Annotated in this window: 21 protein-coding genes and 1 tRNA gene; 14 read left to right on the top strand and 8 right to left on the bottom strand. The window is 64.4% G+C overall.

The annotated features are described in order from the left end of the window. Positions 1 to 1,152: a tRNA 2-thiouridine(34) synthase MnmA gene (gene mnmA / locus EPB08_RS09430; protein ID WP_130618832.1), complete on the bottom strand. Its 1,152-nt coding sequence runs from the start codon at positions 1,150 to 1,152 to the stop codon at positions 1 to 3. Between the two features lie 253 nt (positions 1,153 to 1,405). Continuing rightward, on the bottom strand, positions 1,406 to 1,900 hold the full coding sequence (locus tag EPB08_RS09435) for an NUDIX hydrolase (protein ID WP_130618833.1): 495 nt from the start codon (positions 1,898 to 1,900) through the stop codon (positions 1,406 to 1,408). Between the two features lie 155 nt (positions 1,901 to 2,055). Here EPB08_RS09435 and clpS point away from each other — a divergent pair, with 155 nt between their 5' ends. Together clpS and clpA are read left to right on the top strand one after the other, a co-directional pair. Next, the gene (gene clpS, locus EPB08_RS09440; protein ID WP_019466735.1) at positions 2,056 to 2,382 is read left to right on the top strand and encodes an ATP-dependent Clp protease adapter ClpS; all 327 of its coding nucleotides are present in this window, start codon (positions 2,056 to 2,058) and stop codon (positions 2,380 to 2,382) included. Between the two features lie 107 nt (positions 2,383 to 2,489). Next, a complete protein-coding gene (gene clpA, locus EPB08_RS09445) occupies positions 2,490 to 4,757 on the top strand; it encodes an ATP-dependent Clp protease ATP-binding subunit ClpA (protein ID WP_130618834.1) in 2,268 nt (755 codons plus the stop codon). 155 nt (positions 4,758 to 4,912) lie between these two features. On the opposite strand, the gene infA is transcribed toward clpA, so the two are convergent. Together infA and EPB08_RS09455 are read right to left on the bottom strand one after the other, a co-directional pair. After that, positions 4,913 to 5,131, bottom strand: coding sequence for a translation initiation factor IF-1 (gene infA, locus EPB08_RS09450; protein ID WP_019466733.1), 219 nt, complete (start codon positions 5,129 to 5,131; stop codon positions 4,913 to 4,915). Positions 5,132 to 5,212: 81 nt separating this feature from the next. Then, positions 5,213 to 5,488, bottom strand: coding sequence for a polyhydroxyalkanoic acid system family protein (locus EPB08_RS09455; RefSeq protein ID WP_130618835.1), 276 nt, complete (start codon positions 5,486 to 5,488; stop codon positions 5,213 to 5,215). A gap of 102 nt (positions 5,489 to 5,590) precedes the next feature. Here EPB08_RS09455 and EPB08_RS09460 point away from each other — a divergent pair, with 102 nt between their 5' ends. The 5 genes from EPB08_RS09460 (at position 5,591) to kdsB (ending at position 10,963) form a co-directional block, all read left to right on the top strand. Further along, positions 5,591 to 6,358 (top strand): FHA domain-containing protein, encoded by a 768-nt coding sequence (locus EPB08_RS09460; RefSeq protein ID WP_130618836.1) that lies wholly within the window; start codon positions 5,591 to 5,593, stop codon positions 6,356 to 6,358. 99 nt (positions 6,359 to 6,457) lie between these two features. After that, positions 6,458 to 7,543: a 3-phosphoserine/phosphohydroxythreonine transaminase gene (serC, locus tag EPB08_RS09465; protein WP_130618837.1), complete on the top strand. Its 1,086-nt coding sequence runs from the start codon at positions 6,458 to 6,460 to the stop codon at positions 7,541 to 7,543. Between the two features lie 77 nt (positions 7,544 to 7,620). Then, entirely contained in the window at positions 7,621 to 8,709 is a 1,089-nt protein-coding gene (gene pheA, locus EPB08_RS09470; RefSeq protein WP_130618838.1) for a prephenate dehydratase, read from the top strand. A gap of 37 nt (positions 8,710 to 8,746) precedes the next feature. Beyond that, positions 8,747 to 10,048 carry a 3-phosphoshikimate 1-carboxyvinyltransferase gene (gene aroA, locus EPB08_RS09475; protein ID WP_130618839.1) on the top strand — a complete coding sequence of 434 codons (1,302 nt, stop codon included), beginning with the start codon at positions 8,747 to 8,749 and terminating at the stop codon, positions 10,046 to 10,048. A 141-nt stretch (positions 10,049 to 10,189) separates the two neighbouring features. Further along, positions 10,190 to 10,963, top strand: a complete 774-nt coding sequence (kdsB, locus tag EPB08_RS09480; protein WP_130618840.1) for a 3-deoxy-manno-octulosonate cytidylyltransferase — start codon at positions 10,190 to 10,192, stop codon at positions 10,961 to 10,963. Positions 10,964 to 10,968: 5 nt separating this feature from the next. Here kdsB and EPB08_RS21055 read toward each other — a convergent pair whose 3' ends face one another. Together EPB08_RS21055 and EPB08_RS09485 are read right to left on the bottom strand one after the other, a co-directional pair. Then, positions 10,969 to 11,127 (bottom strand): hypothetical protein, encoded by a 159-nt coding sequence (locus EPB08_RS21055; protein ID WP_165418461.1) that lies wholly within the window; start codon positions 11,125 to 11,127, stop codon positions 10,969 to 10,971. A 52-nt stretch (positions 11,128 to 11,179) separates the two neighbouring features. Then, positions 11,180 to 11,692: a pilin gene (locus tag EPB08_RS09485; protein WP_130618841.1), complete on the bottom strand. Its 513-nt coding sequence runs from the start codon at positions 11,690 to 11,692 to the stop codon at positions 11,180 to 11,182. Between the two features lie 347 nt (positions 11,693 to 12,039). Between EPB08_RS09485 and EPB08_RS09490 the strand changes: the two genes are divergently transcribed. From EPB08_RS09490 to EPB08_RS09505, 4 genes are all read left to right on the top strand, one after another. Next, positions 12,040 to 12,513, top strand: a complete 474-nt coding sequence (locus EPB08_RS09490) for a low molecular weight protein-tyrosine-phosphatase (RefSeq protein WP_130618842.1) — start codon at positions 12,040 to 12,042, stop codon at positions 12,511 to 12,513. 18 nt (positions 12,514 to 12,531) lie between these two features. After that, positions 12,532 to 14,358, top strand: a complete 1,827-nt coding sequence (uvrC, locus tag EPB08_RS09495) for an excinuclease ABC subunit UvrC (RefSeq protein WP_130618843.1) — start codon at positions 12,532 to 12,534, stop codon at positions 14,356 to 14,358. A gap of 83 nt (positions 14,359 to 14,441) precedes the next feature. Further along, positions 14,442 to 15,050: a CDP-diacylglycerol--glycerol-3-phosphate 3-phosphatidyltransferase gene (pgsA, locus tag EPB08_RS09500; protein ID WP_130618844.1), complete on the top strand. Its 609-nt coding sequence runs from the start codon at positions 14,442 to 14,444 to the stop codon at positions 15,048 to 15,050. Positions 15,051 to 15,110: 60 nt separating this feature from the next. Beyond that, positions 15,111 to 15,186, top strand: a tRNA-Gly gene (locus EPB08_RS09505). A 121-nt stretch (positions 15,187 to 15,307) separates the two neighbouring features. Here the strand turns inward: EPB08_RS09505 and cycA are convergent. Both cycA and EPB08_RS09515 read right to left on the bottom strand, forming a co-directional pair. After that, positions 15,308 to 16,720 carry a D-serine/D-alanine/glycine transporter gene (gene cycA, locus EPB08_RS09510; RefSeq protein ID WP_130618845.1) on the bottom strand — a complete coding sequence of 471 codons (1,413 nt, stop codon included), beginning with the start codon at positions 16,718 to 16,720 and terminating at the stop codon, positions 15,308 to 15,310. Positions 16,721 to 16,846: 126 nt separating this feature from the next. Beyond that, on the bottom strand, positions 16,847 to 17,710 hold the full coding sequence (locus EPB08_RS09515) for a TIGR04325 family methyltransferase (protein WP_165418462.1): 864 nt from the start codon (positions 17,708 to 17,710) through the stop codon (positions 16,847 to 16,849). 346 nt (positions 17,711 to 18,056) lie between these two features. Between EPB08_RS09515 and EPB08_RS09520 the strand changes: the two genes are divergently transcribed. The 3 genes from EPB08_RS09520 (at position 18,057) to EPB08_RS09530 (ending at position 23,311) form a co-directional block, all read left to right on the top strand. Then, on the top strand, positions 18,057 to 18,572 hold the full coding sequence (locus EPB08_RS09520) for an HXXEE domain-containing protein (protein ID WP_130618847.1): 516 nt from the start codon (positions 18,057 to 18,059) through the stop codon (positions 18,570 to 18,572). Positions 18,573 to 18,777: 205 nt separating this feature from the next. Further along, positions 18,778 to 21,072: a nitric-oxide reductase large subunit gene (locus tag EPB08_RS09525; RefSeq protein ID WP_130618848.1), complete on the top strand. Its 2,295-nt coding sequence runs from the start codon at positions 18,778 to 18,780 to the stop codon at positions 21,070 to 21,072. A 550-nt stretch (positions 21,073 to 21,622) separates the two neighbouring features. After that, positions 21,623 to 23,311, top strand: coding sequence for a ShlB/FhaC/HecB family hemolysin secretion/activation protein (locus EPB08_RS09530; RefSeq protein WP_130618849.1), 1,689 nt, complete (start codon positions 21,623 to 21,625; stop codon positions 23,309 to 23,311). The last annotated feature ends 1 nt before the right edge of the window (position 23,312 follow it).

A 23,312-nucleotide genomic window follows, 5' to 3' on the forward strand; every position in this document is an offset into this window, starting at 1 on the left:
TCAAGCACCGGACACCGTCGCGACAGGGGAAGGGGAGGGTTGGACATCTTTCCAGCCACCGAACGGCGCGTCGGTGCGGTCGATCACGGCGCCGCCCAGGCAGGCTTCACCGTCATAGAACACCACCGACTGCCCCGGGGTCACCGCACGCTGCGGTTCGTCGAACACTACCTCCAGGCCGTCATCGTGCACGAATACCTCGCAGGCCTGGTCGGCCTGGCGATAGCGCGTCTTGGCGGTGCAGCGGAAGCGAAGTGCCGGCGGTTCGCCGGCGACCCAGGTGGGTGGCTCGGCATGCAGTCGGCGTGAATACAGCCAATGGTTTTCGCCACCCTGGGCGACGTAAAGCACGTTGCCAGGCACGTCCTTGCCGACCACGTACCAGGCCTCGCCACTGGCGCCGTGGCGGCCGCCTATCCCTAAGCCGTTGCGCTGGCCCAGCGTGTAATACATGACGCCCTGGTGCTTGCCGACGGTCTCGCCTTCCGGCGTGCGCATCGGACCGGGCTGTGCAGGGATGTACTGCGCGAGGAAGCTGCGGAAATCGCGCTCGCCGATGAAGCAGATGCCGGTGGAATCTTTCTTGGCGTGCGTGGGCAGCGCGGCGTCCTGGGCCATCCGGCGTACGTGCGACTTCTCGATCTCGCCCACCGGGAACAACGTGGCCGCCAGCTGCTCCTGGCCCAGCGCGTGCAGGAAGTAGGTCTGGTCCTTGGACGCATCGACAGCGCGCAGCAGGCGGTACTTGCCCTGGTGGAAATCGACGCGGGCGTAGTGGCCCGTGGCGATCTTGTCGGCGCCCAGCGCGCGGGCCTCGTCGAGAAAAGTCTTGAACTTGATCTCGCGGTTGCACAGCACGTCGGGATTCGGCGTGCGGCCGGCGCGGTATTCGGCGAGGAAGTGCTCGAACACGCCGTCCCAGTACGCCGCCGCGAAATTGCGGGCGTGAAACGGGATCCCAAGGCGCCCGCACACGGCCACGGCATCCTTGCGGTCGGCATCGGTGGTGCAGGGGCCGTCGCGGTCGTCTTCTTCCCAGTTCTGCATGAACAGGCCTTCGACCGTATGGCCGGCCTGCTGCAGGAGCAGCGCCGCTACGGACGAGTCCACGCCGCCCGAGATGCCGAGCATCACCTTAAGAGCCCGCTTCATGTCTTCACCTGGCTCGCGCCGGGAGCTGTTTGCTCGCCAGACCAGGAAGAACGAGGGCGTGTATGTCGATACACAACCGAGTGATGACGCAGGATGGGGAGCAAACAGACCCGGCCCACAGGGTTGGGCATCAGCGCCTGCCAGGAAGCGGCGCGCGGCTTGACCTGACCACCAGTCAGGCGCTGCGCCACGCTCCACTCCCTGGCAGGCGCTGATGCCCAACGCGAGCTAGGTGAAGACATGAAGCGGGCTCTCATGGGTAACGATCCTCGGTCAGCAGGCTATGTAACAAACCCAGCGGATAGCGCTGGCCGGCCAGCCAGGCATCGATGCTCATCAGCACCAACGGACTGCGCAGTCGCTCACCCAGTGCCGCGATCTCGTCACGGGTCATCCACAAGGCACGGCGGATGCCGTCATCCAGCGGACGCTGCGGATCGTGGCTGATTGCACGGGCGGCAAAGGTGAAACGCACCACGCCGTCGCCATGTTCGGTGCTGCGCCACTGGTTGACGGAAACCAGGTGCTCCAGCGCCACCGTCCAGCCGGTCTCCTCCAGCGTCTCGCGGACCGCGGCGGTGATCAGGCTCTCCCTGTCATCGAGGTGGCCGGCCGGCTGGTTATAGGCAACGCGGCCGTTCACCTCCTCTTCGACCATGAGGAAGCGGTCGCCATCGGCAACAACGCACGCTACGGTGACGTGCGGACACCAGACGGGACGGGCGATGGGAGGGGCGGAATCAGCCATAGAAGCCATATGGCGGCGATGACGGCACTGGAAAAGCCGTCATTGTGCCATTACCTGAAGGCATTCATGCCTTCATGGGGCTCTGCGTCCACCGGCACGGGCCGGATCAGGACGGCGGCGCTATACTTTTTCCCAGGAAATCTCACGTAGAACCCATGGCTCACGAACCCGAACACGAACAAGGCAGTGGTCACGGCCTGGCGCTGGAAACCTCGCGACCCGAGGTGGCTCGCCCCCCTCTCTTCCAGGTGGTACTGCTGAATGATGATTTCACCCCGATGGATTTCGTGGTCGAGGTGTTACGCAGCTTCTTCAACCTCGACCAGGAGCGCGCCGTGCAGGTGATGCTCCACGTCCATACGCGCGGGAAGGGCGTATGCGGGGTCTTCACGCGGGAGGTGGCCGAAACCAAGGTCACCCAGGTAAACGAATATTCACGTGCTCATCAGCATCCTTTGTTGTGCACTATGGAAAAGCTTTAGCGCCTGTCAGAACGGGGTTGTTCGGAGATATTGAACAAGTAGCCACCACCCCCCATTTTGTAGCCATCGCGGTTTAGCCGCCCTGCCACACAGCGGAGAAGGTCCGGATGTTCAGCAAGGATCTCGAAGTCACCATCGGCCAGTGCTACAAACAGGCCCGTGAGCAGCGTCATGAATTCATGACGGTGGAACACCTGCTGCTCGCGCTTACCGAAAACCAATCGGCCCTTGGCGCGCTGCGCGCCTGTGGCGTCGACCTGCCGCGCCTCACGCGCGAGCTGGAAAAAATCATTGCCGAGACCGTTCCCGTGCTGCCGCACGGCGACGAGCGCGACACGCAACCCACGCTGGGCTTCCAGCGCGTGCTGCAGCGCGCGGTCTATCACGTGCAATCCTCGGGTCGCAAGGAAGTCACCGGCGCCAACGTGCTGGTGGCCATCTTCGGCGAAAAGGATTCGCACGCCGTGTATTTCCTGCACCAGCAGGAGATCACTCGTCTCGACGTGGTCAACTACATTTCGCATGGCATCGCCAAGATCGGCGACGAGCCGTCGAGCAGCATGCCCGGCGCTGAGCGCGAGAGCGAAGACGGCGAGCCCAAGGGCAACCCGCTGAGCGAGTACGCCAGCAACCTCAACGAGCTGGCGCTGGAAGGCAAGATCGATCCGTTGATCGGCCGCCAGGACGAAATCGAGCGCACCATCCAGGTGTTGTGCCGCCGCCGCAAGAACAACCCGCTGTACGTGGGTGAGGCTGGCGTGGGCAAGACCGCGCTCGCCGAAGGGCTGGCCAAGCGCATCGTCGACGGTGAAGTGCCCGAAGTGCTGGAGAACGCCACCATCTGGTCGCTGGACCTCGGCGCGCTGGTGGCCGGCACCAAGTATCGCGGCGATTTCGAGAAGCGCCTGAAGGCGGTGATCGGCCAGCTGAAGAAGCAGCCGGGCGCGATCCTCTTCATCGACGAAATCCACACCATCATCGGCGCCGGTTCCGCCTCGGGCGGCACCATGGACGCGAGCAACCTGATCAAGCCCATGCTGGCATCGGGCGAGTTGCGTTGCATCGGTTCCACCACGTTCCAGGAATTTCGCGGCATCTTCGAGAAGGACCGTGCGCTGGCTCGTCGCTTCCAGAAGATCGACGTGGTCGAGCCGACCGTGGCCGACAGCTTCGAGATCCTGAAGGGCCTGCGTTCCCGCTTCGAGGAACACCACAACGTCGCCTATACCAACGAGGCGCTGAAGGCCGCGGTGGACCTGTCGGTGAAGCACATTCCCGACCGCCTGCTGCCGGACAAGGCCATCGACGTGATCGATGAGGCCGGTGCCCGCCAGCGCCTGCTGCCGCTCGACCAGCGTTCGGGCAAGGTGGACGTGCCGGAGGTCGAGTACATCGTCGCCAAGATGGCGCGCATCCCTGCCAAGCAGGTGTCCGCCTCCGACCGTGACGTGCTGAAGAACCTCGAGCGCAACCTGAAGATGGTGGTGTTCGGCCAGGATCCGGCCATCGAGGCGCTGGCCGCCTCGATCAAGATGGCGCGTTCGGGTCTCGCCGATCCGTCCAAGCCGATCGGTTGCTTCCTGCTGGCCGGTCCCACCGGCGTGGGCAAGACCGAGGTGACCAAGCAGCTGGCGATGCAGCTGGGCATCGAGATGATCCGCTTCGACATGTCCGAATACATGGAAGCGCATTCCGTCTCGCGCCTGGTCGGCGCGCCTCCGGGCTACGTCGGTTTCGACCAGGGCGGCCTGCTTACCGAGGCGGTGACCAAGCATCCGCATGCGGTGCTGCTGCTCGACGAGATCGAGAAGGCGCATCCGGACGTCTACAACATCCTGCTGCAGGTGATGGACCGCGGCGTGCTGACGGACACCAATGGTCGCGAGGCCAACTTCAAGAACGTGATCGTGGTGATGACGACGAACGCAGGTGCCCAGCAGGCCTCGCGCCGTGGCATCGGCTTCGTGAAGCAGAACCATTCGATGGACGCGATGGAAGTGATCCGCCGCACCTTCACGCCGGAGTTCCGCAACCGTCTCGATGCGGTCATCCAGTTCACCCCGCTGGACTTCGACCACATCCTGCGCGTGGTGGACAAGTTCGTGATCGAGCTGGAAGCCCAGTTGACCGAAAAGCACGTGTCGCTGGACGTGGATTCGGACGCCCGCCGCTGGCTGGCCGAGCACGGCTTCGACCCACAGATGGGCGCGCGCCCGATGGCTCGCGTGATCCAGGAAAAGGTGAAGCGCCCGCTGGCCGACGAACTGCTGTTCGGCAAGCTGGCCGACGGCGGCAAGGTCAGCCTGAGCGTCAAGGATGGCGAGCTGGTAGTCAGCACCGAGGCGGCGGAAAAGCTGCCGGCCACGGTGATCTGATCCGGGTTCGCAGTGAACGAAAAAGGCCGCGCACTGCGCGGCCTTTTTTTATGCCCTTCCTGTAGGAGCGCACCCAGTGCGCGAAAAACCTACGGAGCAGCAATGCCAGACTCTGCGGTCGCGCACTGGGTGCGCTCCTACAGATCGGGCCGGGTTTACTTCATGCGGTAGGTGATACGACCCTTGGTGAGGTCGTACGGGGTCATCTCGACCTTCACCTTGTCGCCGGTGAGGATGCGGATGTAATGCTTGCGCATGCGGCCGGAAATATGGGCCGTGATGACGTGGCCGTTTTCCAGCTGCACGCGGAACATGGTGTTGGGCAGGGTCTCCTGGACCGTACCTTCCATTTCGATGACGTCGTCTTTGGCCATGCGTTCCGGTGGGGGCTAGGGCAGCCGTCATGGCCGCGTAAGCGGTCGATTATGCCACAAGTTGCCCTGGTTAAAGAAATATCAGCCGAAATGCTCATCCAGCTTGCGACGGATTTCCTGTTCCACCATGCCCTTGAGGGGCGCCAGCATCATGCCCAGCTCGGCCGTGACCTGGATGGCGTCGGCGCCCACGGCAATGCTGCCGGTCACGCCGGGGCGGGAAAACCGGAGGGTATCGCCTTGCCACTGGCCCTCCATGCCGAACTTTTCGTGCATGCGCGCGGCGACCTGGTCGACCACGGCGCGGGCCTCCGCAACAGACAGCTGATGGGGCCGATGGATGTCGATCTTGGGCATGGGGCATTCCTTCAAAACGTAAACCCGCATCGTATGCCAGATGTGCTCGGAGAGTGCGTAAGCATCTGCTAGAGTCCCCGCCGACTAGTCAGCGGTTCACCGATGCGCATCGAGTTTCCCAATTCGGCCCGAGAGGATTTTCACTGGGACGCCCCTACCTTGCGGATCGGCAGCGCACCGGACAACGACCTCATCCTGGCGGCCCATCAGGCCGGCACGCATCATCTCAAGATCCTGCTCGATCGCCGTGGCTGGGTGCTGCAGATGCAGCCGCAGGGCAACCGTGTCTATGTAAACGCCCGCCCGGTGCGCGAAAAAGCGCTCCTGCGTGCAGGCGACATCCTCAGCGTGGGCGACTGTCGCATGTTGCTGCGCTCCGACGAAGAGCCCGCCCATAGTTCGCCGGTCACGGTACCCGCGGAAGGCCGCTGCACGGTGGCTCTGCGTGCGGTGGCCGGACCGCTTTCCGGTCGCGTGCTGTCGCTGCAGGACAAGCTCGAGCTTGGTCCGCTGGGCCGCATTCCATTGGAGCTTCCGCAGGGCGAAGCGGCCTCGATGTCGGTGCTCTGGCGCGAAGGCCAGCTGTGGCTCGAGGCCGGCCAGCAATCCGCACGTTACCCGCTGCGCGTGAACGGCTCGCCGGTCGTGCAGGCCACGCTGCGCCCCGGTGACCAGATCGGCCTCGGCATGCACCGCTTCGTGGTCGACGCGCCGGGGCTGGAGCCCGAACCCGAAATCGTCATGCCGGAGCCGGCGCCTGAGCACCTGCCCGAGGAAGATGCCGGCCCGCGCGGCGAGGTGTGGTGGCTGATCGCCACGGCGGCTGTCCTGGCCCTGGGCATTGCGGTGGCGCTGCTGGTGCGTTTCTGAGGCGCCCGGCGGGCGAATCATCGACCCTTGCCTGCCCGTTGACGACCCGTTGCTGCGACGCGGCATAATGCGGAGACAATTTCCGCCAAGGCGTCTTTCGTGAGCAGACTCTGGAACTTCAGCGCGGGTCCCGCCGCGCTGCCGCAGCCCGTACTTGAACGCGCCCAGCGCGAACTGCTGGATTGGCAGGGCTGCGGTGCCTCCGTGATGGAGCTTTCCCACCGCGGCAAGCTGTTCATGGGGCTGGCCCAGCAGGCCGAAGCCGATCTGCGCGAGTTGCTCGCGATTCCCGAGAATTACGCCGTGCTGTTCCTGCAGGGTGGCGCGACCCAGCATTTCGCCCAGATCCCGATGAATCTCGCGGATGAGGGCGCCAGCGCCGACTACGTGGTGACCGGGCACTGGGGCGAGAAGGCGGCCAGCGAAGCGGCGCCGTACGTGAAGGTGAACCTCGCCGCCAGCAGCAAGGGCGAGCGCTACCTGGGCCTGCCGCCACGCGAAACCTGGCAGCTGGATCCGCGCGCGGCCTATGTGCACTACACGCCGAACGAAACCATCCACGGCGTGGAATTCCACGATATCCCGGACGTGGGCGACGTGCCGCTGGTGGCCGACATGTCGTCGGACATCCTGTCCGGCCCGATCGACGTGACCAAATTCGGCCTGATCTACGCCGGTGCGCAGAAGAACATCGGTCCCTCGGGCCTGGTGGTGATGATCATCCGCCGCGACCTGCTCGAGCGCGCCACGCGCCCGATGGCGCGGATCTTCCGCTACGCCGATCACGCCGCGAATGACTCCATGCTCAACACGCCCAATACCTGGGGCTGGTATCTCGCCGGCCTCACGTTCCAGTGGCTGAAAGAGCAGGGCGGCCTGGCGGCGATGGGCGAGCGCAACACCGCCAAGGCCACGTTGCTGTACGACGCGATCGATCATTCCGATGGCTACTACCGCAGTCCGGTGGAGCCGTCGGCGCGTTCGCGCATGAACCTGCCGTTCACCTTGCACGACAGCGCGCTCGACGCGGATTTCCTCAAGGAATCGGAAGCGGCAGGGCTGCTGGCGCTGAAGGGACACAAGGCTGTGGGTGGCATGCGCGCATCGCTGTACAACGCCGTGCCGATGGAAGCCGTGCAGGCCCTGGTGGCCTTCATGAGGGACTTCGCCAAACGTCACGGATGAAACCGTTGCACGGGTGTCCGTAGATCGGGGACTATCCCCGGTCCCCTGTTTGGACTGCTTTACCTCCAGATCACGACATGACCGACAAGAAAACCTCGCTCTCCGGTGTGCGCGAACGCATCGACAGCATCGATCAGCAGATCCAGCAGCTGATCTCCGAGCGCGCCGGTTGGGCGCAGGAAGTGGCGCGGGTGAAAGGCGAGGGGCTTTCAGCCATCGACTATTACCGCCCCGAGCGCGAGGCCCACGTGCTGCGCATGGTGGTGGACCGCAACAACGGCCCACTGACCGATACCGAGATGGTGCGGCTGTTCCGCGAGATCATGTCGTCCTGCCTGGCGCAGGAAGATCCCCTGAAGGTGGGCTTCCTTGGTCCCGAGGGCACGTTCAGCGAACAGGCCGTGCGCAAGCACTTTGGCCACGCCGCCTATGGGTTGCCGCTGGGCAGCATCGAAGAGGTGTTCCAGGAGGTCGCCGCGGGCCATGCCGATTTCGGCGTGGTGCCGGTGGAGAACTCGGGGCAGGGCATGATCCAGGTAACGCTGGACATGTTCCTCACCTCCGATGCCACCATCTGCGGCGAGGTCGAGCTGCGCGTGCACCAGTGCCTGCATTCGCTCAACGGTCGCCTCGAAGACATCAAGCGCGTCTACGCTCATGCGCAGTCGCTGCAGCAGTGCAAGACCTGGCTGCGCATCAATCTGCCCAACGTGGAATGCATCGCCGTCGGCAGCAATGCCGAGGCCGCGCGACTGGCGCGCCATGCGGATGACGCGGGCGCCATTGCGGGCGAGACGGCGGGCCGCGTTTACGGGCTCAAGACGGTGGCCCAGGCCATCGAGGACCGCGCGGACAACACCACGCGCTTCCTGGTGATCGGCCGCTCGCTGTTTCCGCCGTCGGGCAACGATCGCACCTCGCTGCTGATCACGGTGAACGACAAGCCGGGTGCGCTCTATCACGTGCTCAAGCCGTTCGCCGAGCACGGCATCAGCCTCAACCGCATCGAGTCGCGCCCGGCGCATTCGGGCAAGTGGCAGTACGCGTTCTTCATCGACGTATCCGGCCACATCAACGACGAACCGATGCAGGCCGCCATGAAGGAAATGGGCGAAGCCGCCGCGCAGGTGCGCGTGCTCGGTTCGTACCCCGTCGCCTTGCCCTGATTAGTGCGCGGTTGCCACGGCGACCGCCGGAGATTTCATCGTGACCCGACTCGACTGGACCAGCCAATCCGGCGGCGCGCTGCATGGCAGCGTGCGCGTGCCTGGCGACAAATCCGTTTCGCACCGCGCGCTGATGCTGGGCGCACTGGCGGACGGCACCTCGCATATCCGTGGGTTTCTGGAAGGTGAGGACACGCGCGCCACTGCCGCCGTGCTGCAGCAGCTCGGCGTGCGCATCGACACGCCCACCGATGGCGAGCGAGTGGTGCACGGCGTGGGCCTGCATGGCTTGCGCGGTACCACGGAGCAGCTCGATTGCGGCAACGCCGGCACCGGCATGCGCCTGCTGACCGGCCTGCTGGCCGGTCAGTCGTTCGACAGCACCTTGGTGGGTGACGAATCGCTTTCCAAGCGTCCCATGCGACGTGTCACCGACCCGCTGGCCCTGATGGGCGCACGCATCGACACACAGGATGGCCTGCCACCGCTGCTGGTGCGCGGCGGGCAGCCGTTGCACGGCATCTCGTACACGCTGCCGGTCGCCAGCGCGCAGGTGAAATCCGCCTTGCTGCTGGCGGGCCTGTACGCGCAAGGCGAAACCGAGGTCATCGAGCCGCATCCCACGCGCGATTACACCGAGCGCATGCTGGCGGCTTTTGGCTGGCCGATCGATTTCTCGCCCGGTCGTGCGCGCATCGGCGGCGGACATGCGTTGCGTGCCACGGATGTCGACGTGCCGGCGGATTTTTCCTCCGCGGCGTTCTTCCTGGTGGCCGCGAGCATCGTGCCCGGTTCCGAGCTGCGCCTGCCGGCCGTGGGCCTCAATCCGCGGCGCACGGGCCTGTTGCAGGCCTTGCGCCTGATGGGCGCGGACATCCGCGTCGAGAACGAGCGCGAAAGCGGTGGCGAGCCGGTGGGCGACCTGGTGGTGCGCCATGCACCGCTGCACGGCATCGAACTGCCTGAAGCGCTGGTGCCGGACATGATCGATGAATTCCCGGTGCTGTTCGTCGCGGCTGCGGCGGCGACAGGGACTACCGTGGTGCGCGGCGCGGCCGAACTGCGCGTGAAGGAGTCCGATCGCATCGCCAGCATGGCGCGTGGCCTGCGGGCGCTGGGCGTGGCCATCGAGGAAGCACCGGATGGCGCGACCATCGAGGGCGGCGTCATTGGCGGTGGCGCCATCGACAGTCATGGCGATCACCGCATTGCGATGAGTTTTGCCGTGGCGGGACTGGTGGCAAACGGCACCGTACAGATCGGCGACTGCGCGAATGTCGCCACCTCGTTTCCGGGGTTCATGGAACTGGCCAACGGTTGCGGTTTCCGCCTGGCCTGACACACACGCTCTCTCTGTAGGAGCGCACCCAGTGCGCGACCGCAGGGACACGGGTGTTACCGCTCCGTAGGTTTTTCGCGCACTGGGTGCGCTCCTGCAAAAGAAATGCGGGTAGGCTTGGCGCCTCACGTCGAGGTCGCCATGTCCACCGCCATTCCGCCTTTCATCGTCGTCATTCCCGCCCGTTACGGCTCCACGCGCCTGCCGGCGAAACCGCTGCGTGAGATCGCGGGCGTGCCGATGGTGGTGCGCGTGGCGCAACGTGCGCTGCAGGCGGGCGCTACCCAGGTGGTGGTGGCGGTGGACGATCAACGCATCGCCGATGCACTGGCCGGGCAGGGCGTGGAGGTCTGCATGACGCGCAGCGACCATGCCTCCGGCAGCGATCGTCTTGCCGAGTGCGCCTTGCACTATGGCTGGCCTGACGACGCCATCGTGGTGAATCTGCAGGGCGATGAGCCGTTTGCGCCTGCGGCAGGCATTCGCGAAGTGGCGCGTGCACTGGCGGAAGACGACGCGCCCATGGCCACCCTGGCGACGCCGATCACCGAGGCGCACGAGCTGTTCGATCCCAACGTCGTGAAGCTCGTTCGCACGGAGGCGGGACGCGCGCTCTATTTCAGCCGCGCGCCGCTGCCCTGGGCGCGCGATGCGTTTGCCTTGCATCGCAACGTGCTGCCGGCGGAGGTGCCGTTCCTGCGCCATATCGGTATCTATGCCTATCGCGCAGGGTTCCTCAAGCGCTACACCACGCTCTCGCGGACGCCGTTGGAGCAGGCGGAATCGCTTGAGCAGTTGCGTGTGATGGAGCACGGTCATCCGATTGCCGTGCGGCTGACGCCGGAGCCATTCCCGCCCGGCATCGATACCGAGGCCGATCTCGAGCGCGCCGAGCGTTGGTTGGCGGAAGGCTGAGCCCGCTAGCGCCGTCGCCGCACCAGGATCACGAACAGCCCGCCGAGCACCAACCCCAGCGCGATGCCGATACCGGCACCCCACAGGGCGCCGTTGGTGCCGCCGATGGCGCGACCGATAAACAGGCCGAGCAGAAACAGGATGGGGAGCGGCAGGCAACCCATGCTGGCTCAGCGCATGGATGAGGCGTGAAGGGGCATCGCGAAGATTGGGCGATCAGGACTTGACCGGTTGCACCGGTGCAGGCGTGGGCGCCGGTTCGGTGGATGCCGATGCCGCGGGCACGTAGCCGTGGCCCTGGCAGTTGGATGGCGCGAGCGAGGAGTCACCAAGCACTACCTGGCAGGTCCACGTGATGTCGGCACCGGCCGAGCCAGCGCCCTCCGTTGGAATGAACATGATCACCGGATCGGGGCTGGCCCCTGTGTCGCGGGTCGTGAGGGTGATCAGTCCGCCATCGGCGACTTCGACATTGGCCACATGTTCGCCGCTCGATGCCTTGGCGTTGTACTGCAGGTCGCTGGCGCGGACCTGGGCCAGTCCGCCATGAACGGTGGCAGCTTCCATCACCACCAGCTTCACGGCATCCGCGCCTTTCAGTGCATCGGCGATGTGCTGCTTGATCCCGTGGCTGCGCCATACGGGGACGATCAACGCAACGAGCACCGCGATGACGGCCACGATCACCAGTGTGTTGATCATGCGGCGCGAACGATGATGCTTCCTCATGGCTCGTATTCCCCTTCGGTTCCCTGGGGCGTCTCGTCGGGAGACGCGCGTGCGGCGGAGGTACCGTCTACCGCTCGATCTTGCGCAGCGGCGGTGTACGTACCGTTAATGGCGGCGGCCGCCTGGCCTCATGGGTTGCCCTACCCATCGGGCAGCCTGCGGATGGAAGGTCCCTTCATGCCTTCAGGGCAGGGTCGGCACACCTTGACGGGGGTCTTCCTCGCAGCCATATCCGAGGTGGATGCCGATGGCTGGCTGCCCGAGGGTTCACGCGGGAGACGGGCCACGTCCGCCGCCCCTTTTCCGCCCGAAACCTCGCCTGCCGCCCTCTGGGCGAAATTAAGCGCATGAAAAGAAAAGACAATCCTTCGATCCTGTTCGTATGCCTTGGCAACATCTGCCGCTCGCCGCTGGTGGAGGCAGTCGCGCGCCGGCGTTGCGCGGAGGCCGGGCTGGAGGTCGCGCTGGCGTCCTGTGGTACCGGCAACTGGCACGTGGGCAAGGGCGCTGACCCGCGCATGCGGCGCGCCGCCGAGGCTGTGGGCTACGACCTGGCATCGCACCGGGCCCGGCAGGTGCGCGCCGATGACTTCTCGGCCTATGACTGGGTGCTGGCCATGGACAGCGACAACCTCGAGGCGCTCCTGTCCTTGCGTGGCCATCGCGGCACCGAGCCCGAATTGTTTCTGCGATGGGCGGGCGTGGCGTCGCCGCAGGAATTTCCCGATCCCTACTTCGGTGACGCCGAGGGTTTCGAGGAGGCCGTGGCGCTGGCCGAGCGTGGCGTGGACGGTTTGATTGCCCGCCTTCGCAAGGGCTGAACCGGCTAGAATTCCACGATGCAGCCCACTTCGCCGCAGGCCTTCGACGGCAAGGCTTTCGTTAAGACCCTCACGACTTCACCCGGCGTCTATCGTTATTTCGACGAGGACGGCGACCTGCTGTACGTGGGCAAGGCCGGCAGCCTCAAGAAGCGCGTCGGCAGCTATTTCCTGAAGCCCCGGATGGAGCCGCGCATAGCCGCGATGGTCTCCCAGATCGCGCACGTCGAGATTACCGTGACGCGTACCGAAGGCGAGGCGTTGCTGCTGGAATCGCAGCTGATCAAGTCGCTCAAGCCGCGCTACAACATCCTGCTGCGTGACGACAAAAGCTATCCGTACATCTACCTGTCGGGCGGCGAGGACTATCCGCGACTCGCGTTCCATCGTGGCGCGCGCAACATGCCGGGGCGCTACTTCGGTCCGTATCCCAGCACCTTCGCGGTGCGCGAAAGCCTCAACCTGATGCAGAAGCTGTTCAAGGTGCGCCAGTGCGAGGACAGCTATTTCAAGAACCGATCACGCCCGTGCCTGCAGCACCAGATCGGCCGTTGCACGGCACCGTGCGTCAAGCTGATCACGGTGGATGACTACCGCAACGACGTACGCCATGCCGAGATGTTCCTCGAGGGCCGCAGCAGTGCGGTGATCGACGAGCTGGCCGGACAGATGGACCTGGCAAGCAAGGCGCTCCAGTTCGAGCGCGCCGCTGCGCTGCGCGACCAGGTGGCCGCGCTGCGCAAGCTGCAGGCGGAACACCACGTGCAGGGCGCCAGCGCGGACATGGACGTGCTGGCCTGCCGTATCGAATCGGGCATGGCCTGCGTCAGCGTGCTGTTCTTCCGCAACGGCATCAGTCTCGGTACGCGGGATTTCTTCCCGCGCCTGCCGCTCGACGCCGAGCCGGCCGACGTGCTGGAACAGTTCATTGCGCAGTACTACCTGGATCGCCCGGTGCCGCGCGAACTGATCCTCGGCGAGAGCCTGCCCAGCCAGCAGATCCTCGGCGAGATGCTGGCGCAGCAGTCGGGGCATGCGGTGGAGCTGAAATCCAGCGTGCGCGGCGAGCGTGCGCGCTTCCTGCAGATGGCCGAGCGCAATGCGCAGGCGTCGCTGACGGCCAGGCTGGCCAGCCGGCAGACCCTGGGGGCGCGTTTCGACGACCTGCAGAAGCTGCTGGAACTGACCGAATCGCCGCGCCGGCTGGAGTGCTTCGACATCAGCCATACGCAGGGCGAACTCACGGTCGCCTCGTGCGTGGTGTTCGGCCCGGAAGGTCCGGAGAAATCGCACTATCGCCGTTTCAACATCAGCGGCATCACGCCCGGCGACGACTACGCCGCCATGCATCAGGCACTGGTGCGACGCTTCCGCAAGGTGGCGGAGGGCGAGGGCGCACGTCCTGACGTTCTGCTGATCGACGGTGGCAGCGGGCAGGTGGCGCAAGCGCTGGATGTATTGAAGGAACTGGGCGTCACCGGCATCAACGTGGTGGGCGTGGCCAAGGGGCCGGGACGTCGCGCCGGCGAGGAAACGCTGATCCTGGCCGATTCCGGTCGCAACCTGCATCCGGGGCCGTCCTCGCCTGCGCTGCACCTGGTGGCGGCCGTGCGTGACGAAGCGCATCGTTTCGCCATCAGCGGCCATCGCAAGCGCCGCGAGAAAGCCCGTGAGCGCAGTGTGCTGGAGGACGTGCAGGGTATTGGTGCGCGCCGCCGTACGGCGTTGCTCAAGGCCTTCGGCGGCCTGGCCGGCGTGGAGGCGGCCGGCGTGGAAGAGTTGACGCAGGTGAAAGGGATTGATCGCGGCCTGGCGGAACGCATTTATGCTGTGCTGCATGGCTAAGCGTGGCGCAGCGCGCTGCCCGCCCAGCCGTATCGTCGGTACGCTTGGTTTGTCTTGCTGAAGAATTGCCCCGGAAAGGATTTATGCATATCAACCTGCCCACCTGGCTCACCCTGTTCCGCGTGCTGCTGCTGCCGGTCATGGTGCTGGTGTTCTACTGGCAGTTCCCGGGACACAACATCACCGCCGCGGTCGTGTTTGTGCTGGCCGCGATTACCGACTGGCTCGACGGCTATCTCGCGCGTCGCATGAATCTCACCTCGGCCTTCGGTGCCTTCCTCGATCCTGTGGCCGACAAGCTGATGGTCGCGGTCACGCTGTTCCTGCTGGTCGAATCGCATCGCGGCGGCTGGCCGGGCATCGTGATGGCGATTACGGCGGCGATCATCGTGGGGCGCGAAATCAGCGTCTCGGCCCTGCGCGAGTGGATGGCAGAGATCGGCATGCGCGCCACGATCAAGGTGGCGTTCATCGGCAAACTCAAGACCGTCATGCAGATGGTGGCGCTGGTGGTGCTGATCGTGCAGCACGAAAAAAGCGCCGAGGCGCTGCGCCTGTACCACATCGGCGAAGTGCTGCTGGTCATCGCCGGCATCCTTACCATCTGGTCGGGTGTCTACTACCTGCGCGCGGCCTGGCCGAGCCTGAAGGGCGATGCGACCGGGCACGTGCTGCCCAGGGACGACGGCTGAATTAATTTGTGACAGGTGCTTGACGAGCCGCGATTACCCATTACAATGCGCAACTCCGATGCGGGAATAGCTCAGTTGGTAGAGCACGACCTTGCCAAGGTCGGGGTCGCGAGTTCGAGTCTCGTTTCCCGCTCCAGATTCCGTTGATCGATGCATCGCGATCAACAAAAAAAGCGACCTCCGGGTCGCTTTTTTATTGCCTGCATGCAGGCTCTTGTTGCATGGACCGGCGACGCGTGGTCGCCGGCCCACCAGCATCAATGCGTGAGCTTGCGGTGCTCGATCGCCTGCCTGCGATAGAACGGATAGCAGATCGCCAGCGCCACGAACCAGAGCGGCGTATAGATCAGGCCCTGCAGGGTGTCTTCCTTCTGTGCAAACACCCACAGCACGAAGGCGAAGAACGCGAGCACCAGCCAGCACATCGCGACACCGCCGGGCATCTTGAAGATCGATGTCGCATGGCGCTCGGGATGCATTTTCCGGTAGCGCATGTACGCAATCATGATCAGCGACCACACGAAGATGAAGCAGATGCTCGAAATCGTGGTCACGATGGTGAAGACCTTCATGACGTCGCCTTCCTGGTAGAGCAGGAACACGCCGATGAAGAGCAACAGGCAGGAATATGCCAGGCCGTTGGCCGGCACGTTGTTGCGGCTCAGGCGGGCGAACGGCTTGGGACCAAGCTTGCCTGCGGAAAGGCCGTACAGCATGCGGCCCGTGGAATAGATGCCGCTGTTGGCCGACGAGGTGGCCGACGTCAGCACCACGAAATTGATCAGGCTGGCGGCGATCGGGATGCCGATCAGCATGAAGAGATTCACGAACGGGCTGCGATCGGGCGCCACCTGGTTCCACGGCGTCACCGTCATGATCACCAGCAGGGCGAGCACGTAGAACACGATCACACGGATGGGAATGGAATTGATCGCCTTGGGCAGGGTCTTTTCCGGATCGCGCGCTTCGGCCGACGCGGTGCCGACCAGTTCGATGCCGACGAAGGCGAACACCGCGATCTGGAATGCCGCCAGGAATCCCACGCCGCCATGCGGGAACCAGCCGCCGTTGGTCCACAGGTTCGATATCGCGGCCTTGGCGCCGGAAGGCGAGGTGAAGCCGGTGGCGATCAGCACGATGCCGATGGCGATCAGCGACACGATGGCCACGATCTTCACCAGGGCAAACCAGAATTCGAGTTCGCCGAACAGCTTCACCGTCAGCAGGTTGAGTCCGAGCAAGAGCAGGATGCACACCATGCCGGGCAGCCACAACGGCACGCCGGGCGCCCAGAACTGGATATAGCCGGTGATCGCGGCAATGTCGGCAATGCCGGTGACTACCCAGCAGAACCAATAGGTCCAGCCGGTGAAGAAGCCGGCGCAGGGACCGAGCAGGTCGTAGTTGAAGTCGACGAAGGACTTGTAGTGCAAATTGGAGAGCAGCAGCTCGCCCATCGCACGCATCATGAAGAACAACACGCTGCCGATGATGGCGTAGGCGAAGATCACCGAGGGGCCGGCGAGGCTGATGGTCTTGCCCGAGCCCATGAACAGGCCGGTGCCGATGGCGCCGCCGATCGCGATCAATTGCAGGTGGCGGTTGCGCAGGTTTCGTTGCAGGTGGTGTTCCTGCGCGGCAGGCACAGCGTCTGTGTCGTGGGTCTTCATCGTCGGCACGGTCCTCTCGGCGGCGGGGCGGAAGCAGCCATCCTAAAGGATTGCCACGCGACCGTGCCGGCCAGCCGATCCGGGGATCGTTCCGTGCGCAGGGCGATGATGGCGCGGATCGGCCGGCTAGGCCGAACTGACCGCAACAGCCGCCGTCTCCTGGGGGGCCTTACCTTGCGCGAAGGACGTCGAGCGTTCGAAATAGCAGCCGTGGTAACTGCGCACTTCGTATCCAGGCTCGAAAGGTATGCGCAGCTGGCGCTCGTCGAGGCGCCAGTGATCGCGCAGGCTGTAACCGCGTGCCTTCATGTCGTCGATCAACCGGGCCAATGACTCCACTCGATACGGACAGATGGCGATGCCGAGGTTCTGGAGCGTGAAAAACGACTTGTCCGGATGCAGTGGCGTGAGATTGAACAGTACGTGGCGCGGCGGCCGGTCGAGCCGGTCGATCAGATCCGGTAGGCGATATTCCAGGTATTGCAGCGCTCCCGAACTGATCAGCAGATCGAAGCCATCACCGCCCGTGGGCGTCTCGCTGAACTGCAGCGAGCCTGCCTGATCGAGCTCTCCCGCCAGGGTCTTTCCCGCCGCCATCACGCGGGGCAAGTCGTGCACGCGCCAGACGAGGTCAGCGGGGTAGGTGATATAGCGGTGGTAGCTGTAGTAGGCCAGGCCCAGGTGGCCACCGAGATCGAAAACCTTCCGTCCGCCGTCACGCAGGATGCGATCGACCCAGAACATCGCGGGATAGTCGCACGGTCGCAAGGACTCGATCTGATCCATGTACTTGGTCGTCGCGCCCTCGACGTCGTAGGTCGAGGGCAGCTGCGCCGAGGACAGCTCGCGCGCCTGTTCGAGCGCATCCTCGTAGGTGTTGTAGACACCGAAGTAGAGATTTCCCCGGCGGCATGGCTTCTTGAAGTAGTTGCGGTAGAGCGGGGCGCTGACTCGCCGCACGACCGGTAGCTCCGCGGCGCCGCGGGCCATGAGTGCCAGAATCCTGCGCAGATGGAGGCGCCTGCCTCCCCCCAGATTTTCGTCGGTGACCATGATCCGTATCCTGCGGTGGCCCTTCTGAAAGTAGCTAAAACTTGCACTTTCGCCGTCGACTACGAGTACCACAGCCCAGGACACCGTCAAACATGGCTTTCGGCTATGGCTTTCGTCGTGATCGACGGCAGTGCCCTGGAGCGATGCGAGCCACGTACATGGCAACTAGCTGGAAAGTGGATGTAACACGAACGCTACACATGCCCGGGAGGGCAGGCGACAGGGTATGGCCCTCCTTGCATCGCCCTGCCGGTAAGGAGTTTGATGCGCTGGGCCAGCTCTCATGCGGGCGACCGTCGCTTCGGCCATCATGGTGATCTCGATGCATAGCCGCTTTGAACGCCTGCTCTGGTTGATGCCGGTGGCATATGCCATCCATATCGGCGACGAGTGGTTCAGCGGCTTCCCTCGGTACGTGGTGGATCACATGGGCGGGCATCCCATGCCGCCCGCGTTGTTTTTCGCCAACAATGCATGTTTCATGCTGGTGCTTCTGGCGTTGTGCACCTGGGCGAGTCGGAGCACGTCGCGGTTGTCCGCATTCCTGTTGATGTCCTGGGCCAGTGGCAACCTGTTCTGGAACTTCGTCGCGCATCTCTTCTACACGGTGCACACCGGTGCGTATTCGCCCGGGCTGGTGACGTCTTCGCTGTTCTACTATCCGGTGTCGTTGCTCGTCGTCGCGGCATCCGTTCGCGACAAGCGCATGAGTGTGACTGGTGCGCTTGGCGCGTTTGCGATCGGCGGCGCCCTGCTGGTTCTTGTCATCTGGGGCGGGGTCTATCACTTCGCCACATGAGCCGCCTGGGCCACCCGCCAGCGGGCATCGCTACGGCCCCCGGGTTTCCTTTTTCGCGGTCCGCGCGCAGGGAGCAGTGCGGACCGCAGAGAGGATTCATCGCGCGGTGTTCACGCAGCTTGCGGCATAGACTCGCGGTCGCCGGGCGCGTTGGCACGTCCCGAGCGTGGGGTTTGTAGCATCCATATCGAAGGAGCCCGTGATCATGAGCGAGGCTGTCGTAGGAATGCGTGTGGATGAAGATCGCCTTTCGCCGTGGTGGCTGCGATCCGTACTGGTGGTGATGGTGATTGGATTCGCGATGCTGCTCAGTATCACGGGGCTCGCGTATCGCAACGCGCCACCGATACCCGCACAGGTGGTGGGTCCCGATGGTGCCGTGCTCTACACCAGCGATGAGGTCGGCGCCGGGCAGGCCGTGTTCCTGAAATACGGCCTGATGGACAACGGCAGCATCTGGGGACATGGCGCTTACCTGGGACCGGACTTCAGTGCCGAAGCACTGCACCGATTCGGAACGGTCACCGAGCAACACCTGGCCGAACGCCAATACCAGAAACCCTGGGAGGCACTGGACCCGATGCAGCAGGCATCGGTCCGCGCGCAGGCCGCGGTGATCCTGAAGACCAATCGCTATGACGCGAGTACCAATCGCCTGTCGCTCACCGAGCCCGAAGCCGAGGCGTTCAAGCAGGAAGCCCCCTACTGGGCGCAGTACTTCCAGGACCCCACGCGCAATGCAGGGCTCAAGCGTGGACTGATCACCGACCCGAAGGAGCTGCACGAGTTCAGCGCCTTCGTCAGCTGGGCCGCCTGGGTTTCGGTGACCAAGCGACCCGGCCATGAATATTCCTACACCAACAACTTCCCGTTCGATCCGGCGGTGGGCAATGTCGCCCCCAGCGGCGCACTGCTGTGGAGTGCGTTGAGCCTGGTGATGCTGCTGGGCGGCATCGCTGCGGTGCTGCTCGCCTTCGGCAAGTTCGACTACCTCGGCTGGATCACCCGCGGACATCGCGCCACGCCGCAGGTGATTCCCGGGCAGTCGAGCCGGGGTCAGCGCGCACTGGTGAAGTTCTTCGTGGTGGTGGCGGTGCTCTTCCTCGGGCAGACCCTCATCGGCGGTGGCGTGGCGCACTTCCGCGCCGACCCCGGCACGTTCTACGGCTTCGAGCTGGAAAGCATCTTCCCCAGCAATCTGCTGCGCACCTGGCATCTGCAGACGGCGATCTTCTGGATCGCCACCTCCTACGTCGCGGCGGCCTTGTATCTCGCGCGCTCGTTGCGCGGGGACGAACCGCGATGGCTGTCGGTCGTCATCAATCTCCTGTTCGTGGCCTTCGCCATCGTCATCTTCGGCAGCCTCTTCGGGGAATGGGCGGGGATCTCGCAGGTCCTGGGCGACCTGTGGTTCTGGCTGGGCAACCAGGGCTGGGAATACCTGGAGTTGGGGCGCATCTGGCAGCTGCTGCTGGTGGTAGGACTGCTCGGCTGGTTCGGGTTGCTATGGTTTCTTGCCCGGCCACGCGATGTGGTCCAGCCCGAGGCGCGCCCGCTCGCACGGGTCTTCCTGCTCGCGGCGCTGTCGATCCCGGTGTTCTATATCCCGGCCATGTTCATCGGCACCAAGACCAACTACACCGTGGTGGATACCTGGCGTTTCTGGATCATCCACTTGTGGGTCGAGGGCTTCTTCGAGTTCTTCGCCACCACGGTGGTCGCGGTGGTCCTCTATCAACTCGGGCTGACTCGTCTCACGACGGCGATGAGGGTGATCTACCTCGATGCGATCCTCTATTTCCTCGGTGGCCTGATCGGCACCGGGCATCACTGGTACTTCACCGGGCAGACCCAGTTCAACATGGCCTTGTCCGCCTTGTTCTCCGCCCTTGAGGTGGTGCCGCTGACGCTGCTGACGCTGGATGCGTGGGACTTCGTGCGCACCACGCAGGGCGATCGTGACGATCGCGGCGGCGTCATCCACGTACCGCACAAGTGGGCGTTCTACTTCCTGATGGGCGTTGGTTTCTGGAACTTCATCGGTGCCGGCGTGTTCGGCTTCCTGATCAACCTGCCGATCGTGAGCTACTACGAGGTAGGTACCCAGCTCACGCCGAACCATGGCCATGCGGCGATGTTCGGCGTGTTCGGCATGCTGGCGCTCGCGCTGATGGTGTTTGTGCTGCGGCAGACCACCGATGACGCGCACTGGCCGGGCGTGGAGAAGTACATCAAGGTCGGCTTCTGGGGCGTCAACATCGGTCTCGCCATGATGCTGGTGATGAGCCTCTTCCCCAGCGGCGTGCTGCAGGTATGGGATGTGATGTCGAACGGCTACTGGCACGCGCGCGGCTTCGACTACGTCAATGCCTCGCGTTCCCGGCTCATCGAGTGGCTGCGCATGCCCGGTGACCTGGTGATGATCGTGTTCGGCGCGATTCCCTTGTGCATCGCGGCGATCAAGGGCTGGTGGTTTTCGCGCGGGGTAGTGCAGCCCTGAGGCGAGGCAGGTGGCGGCGGCTTGCCGGCTCCCGGCAAGCCGCACGCATTCCGGACAAGGCGCTACACGACATGGGCGCCATCGGCTGTTGTGGACCATGGCGGACAACCGCAACGCGATGAGCGGACGGCAGTGAGGTCGACCTGCCGGCTTTCCCCTGGAAGATACGAAACATTTTCGTCGTGTTCTTTCCTCCATCCATTCAATGGCATGGGGTGTACCTGGCACCGCCATACCCTGATTTCGGGGATACCCAACCACACGGTCGCGGTTTAGCTTCGGGAGCGCAGATACCGGGGCACAGGGCGGACGTCGTCGTCATTGAGCGCCGATGGGCGCTGTTCCACCCTGCGGGTCGGGCGGAGGCGTTGCCATGCGGTGGCATGGGCGATGCGACGAGCGGCCAGCTCACGCCTGGGCCGCCGGCGACTCGGCCAGGGTTGGCGATTGAACCCTCGGGTACTCCGCCACCGGAAGGACTGAAAGAACGGCCGCGTGGTGATGTCCACGACGGGCGAGATGATTTCTACAGGGGGAATCCACAGTGCGAATGGCAGGCCTCGCCGCTGCCCTGGCTTTGGCCATGGGTAGCGGTCAACTTTGGGCGAAGGGCACGGAAGCTGCGGCGGCATCGCCGATGCCTGCCAACGCCGATGACAACCTGGGTCGTGAAGCAGCCATGCCGGCCAAGGTGGCCGTGCGTGGCTTCCGCGTGCAGGGTGTCGGTGAACATGCCGCGGCGCATATCACGCCACAGGCCATTCAGGCACTGGCCGACGAGCAGTATCGCCAGCTGGCAGGTGGGGACGGCCCTGCCGAGCTGAGCATCACACAGATGCAGCACGTGGCCGATGCCATCACGCAACGCTATCGCGCGAATGGCTTCATCGTGGCCCAAGCCTACGTGCCGGCGCAGTCGATGGGGGCCGATCAGCTCGTCGAGATCCAGGTATTGGAAGGCAAGATCGGCAAGGTGGTGGTGCAGGGCGCGAAGCGTTACCGCACCGGAATCATCGCTGCCCCGGCCGAGCACCTCAAGGGCCAGGCGCTGCAGAAGGACGACGTGGATACGGCGCTGCTCTATGCGCGCGACTTGCCGGGTGTGGCAATCACCTCGACCTTTCAGCCGGGCGAACATACCGGCGAAACGGACCTGATCATGGTCGCGCAGGAAGATAACCGTCCCTATGCGATCACGGTCGGCGGCAACAACTACGGCACGGATGTCACGGGCCGCTATCGCGCGCAGCTGGGCGTGGCCTGGAACGACCCGCTGGGCATCGGCGACACGCTCAACGCCAATGTCGATTACGCACTGGACCCGAGCCAGAGTCTGTACGGCGCGTTGAATTACCGTGCGCCGACGGTGGTGGTGCCCGGCCTCAATGCCGTGGTCGGCGCGACGCGCAGCGAACTGGAAGTGGACAGCGGCGTGTTCGCCTCGCTGCACGTTCACGGCCCTACCACTACCTGGTACGGCGGCGCCGACTGGAAGTTCATCAACAACGCCGACCTGCAGGCACTGGGCACGTTCCGCCTGGTCAGGGAGGAATCCAAGCTCAGCAGCAGCGTGATGCTGATGTCGGACGAGCGCTTCGACGTGGCCGAGTTCGGATTCTCGATGAACCACACCGACACCAGCCTGCACGGCATCGACCTGCTGCAGCTGACAGTGCGGCAGTCGCTCAACGATCGTTCGCCGGAGCAGATGGATCTGGTCAGCCCGGGGCACGACAGCCATTTCCTGGTGGGCAAGTTCGCCTATACGCGCCTGCAGTTCCTGACGCGCACGCAGCGGCTCTATTTCAAGTTTTCCGGCCAGTACACCCATGACGCGCTGACGCCGATGGAGCAGTTCGTGATCGGCGGTCCGGACAGTGTGCGTGCCTATCCGATTGCCGATCTGCTCGGTGACCGCGGCTATTACACCTCCGTGGAATACCACGTCGATGCCCCCGGCTTTGCCGATGCGGTGTCTCCATTCTACGCCCGCCCGTGGCGCGAACTGCTCGAGCTGGAAGCCTTTGTCGACTACGCCAGGGGCTCTGCGGTGGGCGGCAACCGGCTCAATGGCGGAAAGACCCAGGAAGCCAGCGGCATCGGCGCCGGCTTCGTATTCCGGGTGCCGCGTTTCCAGCACTTCGAGATGCATGTGGACGCCGCCAAATCGCTGAGCTCGCTGCAGGCTTCCGATGGCAAGGGCTACCACGTGTATGCGCGCTTCGGCTTTACGTTCTGAG

Source organism: Dyella amyloliquefaciens (genome assembly GCF_004296575.1).
Classification (GTDB): Bacteria; Pseudomonadota; Gammaproteobacteria; order Xanthomonadales; family Rhodanobacteraceae; genus Dyella; species Dyella amyloliquefaciens.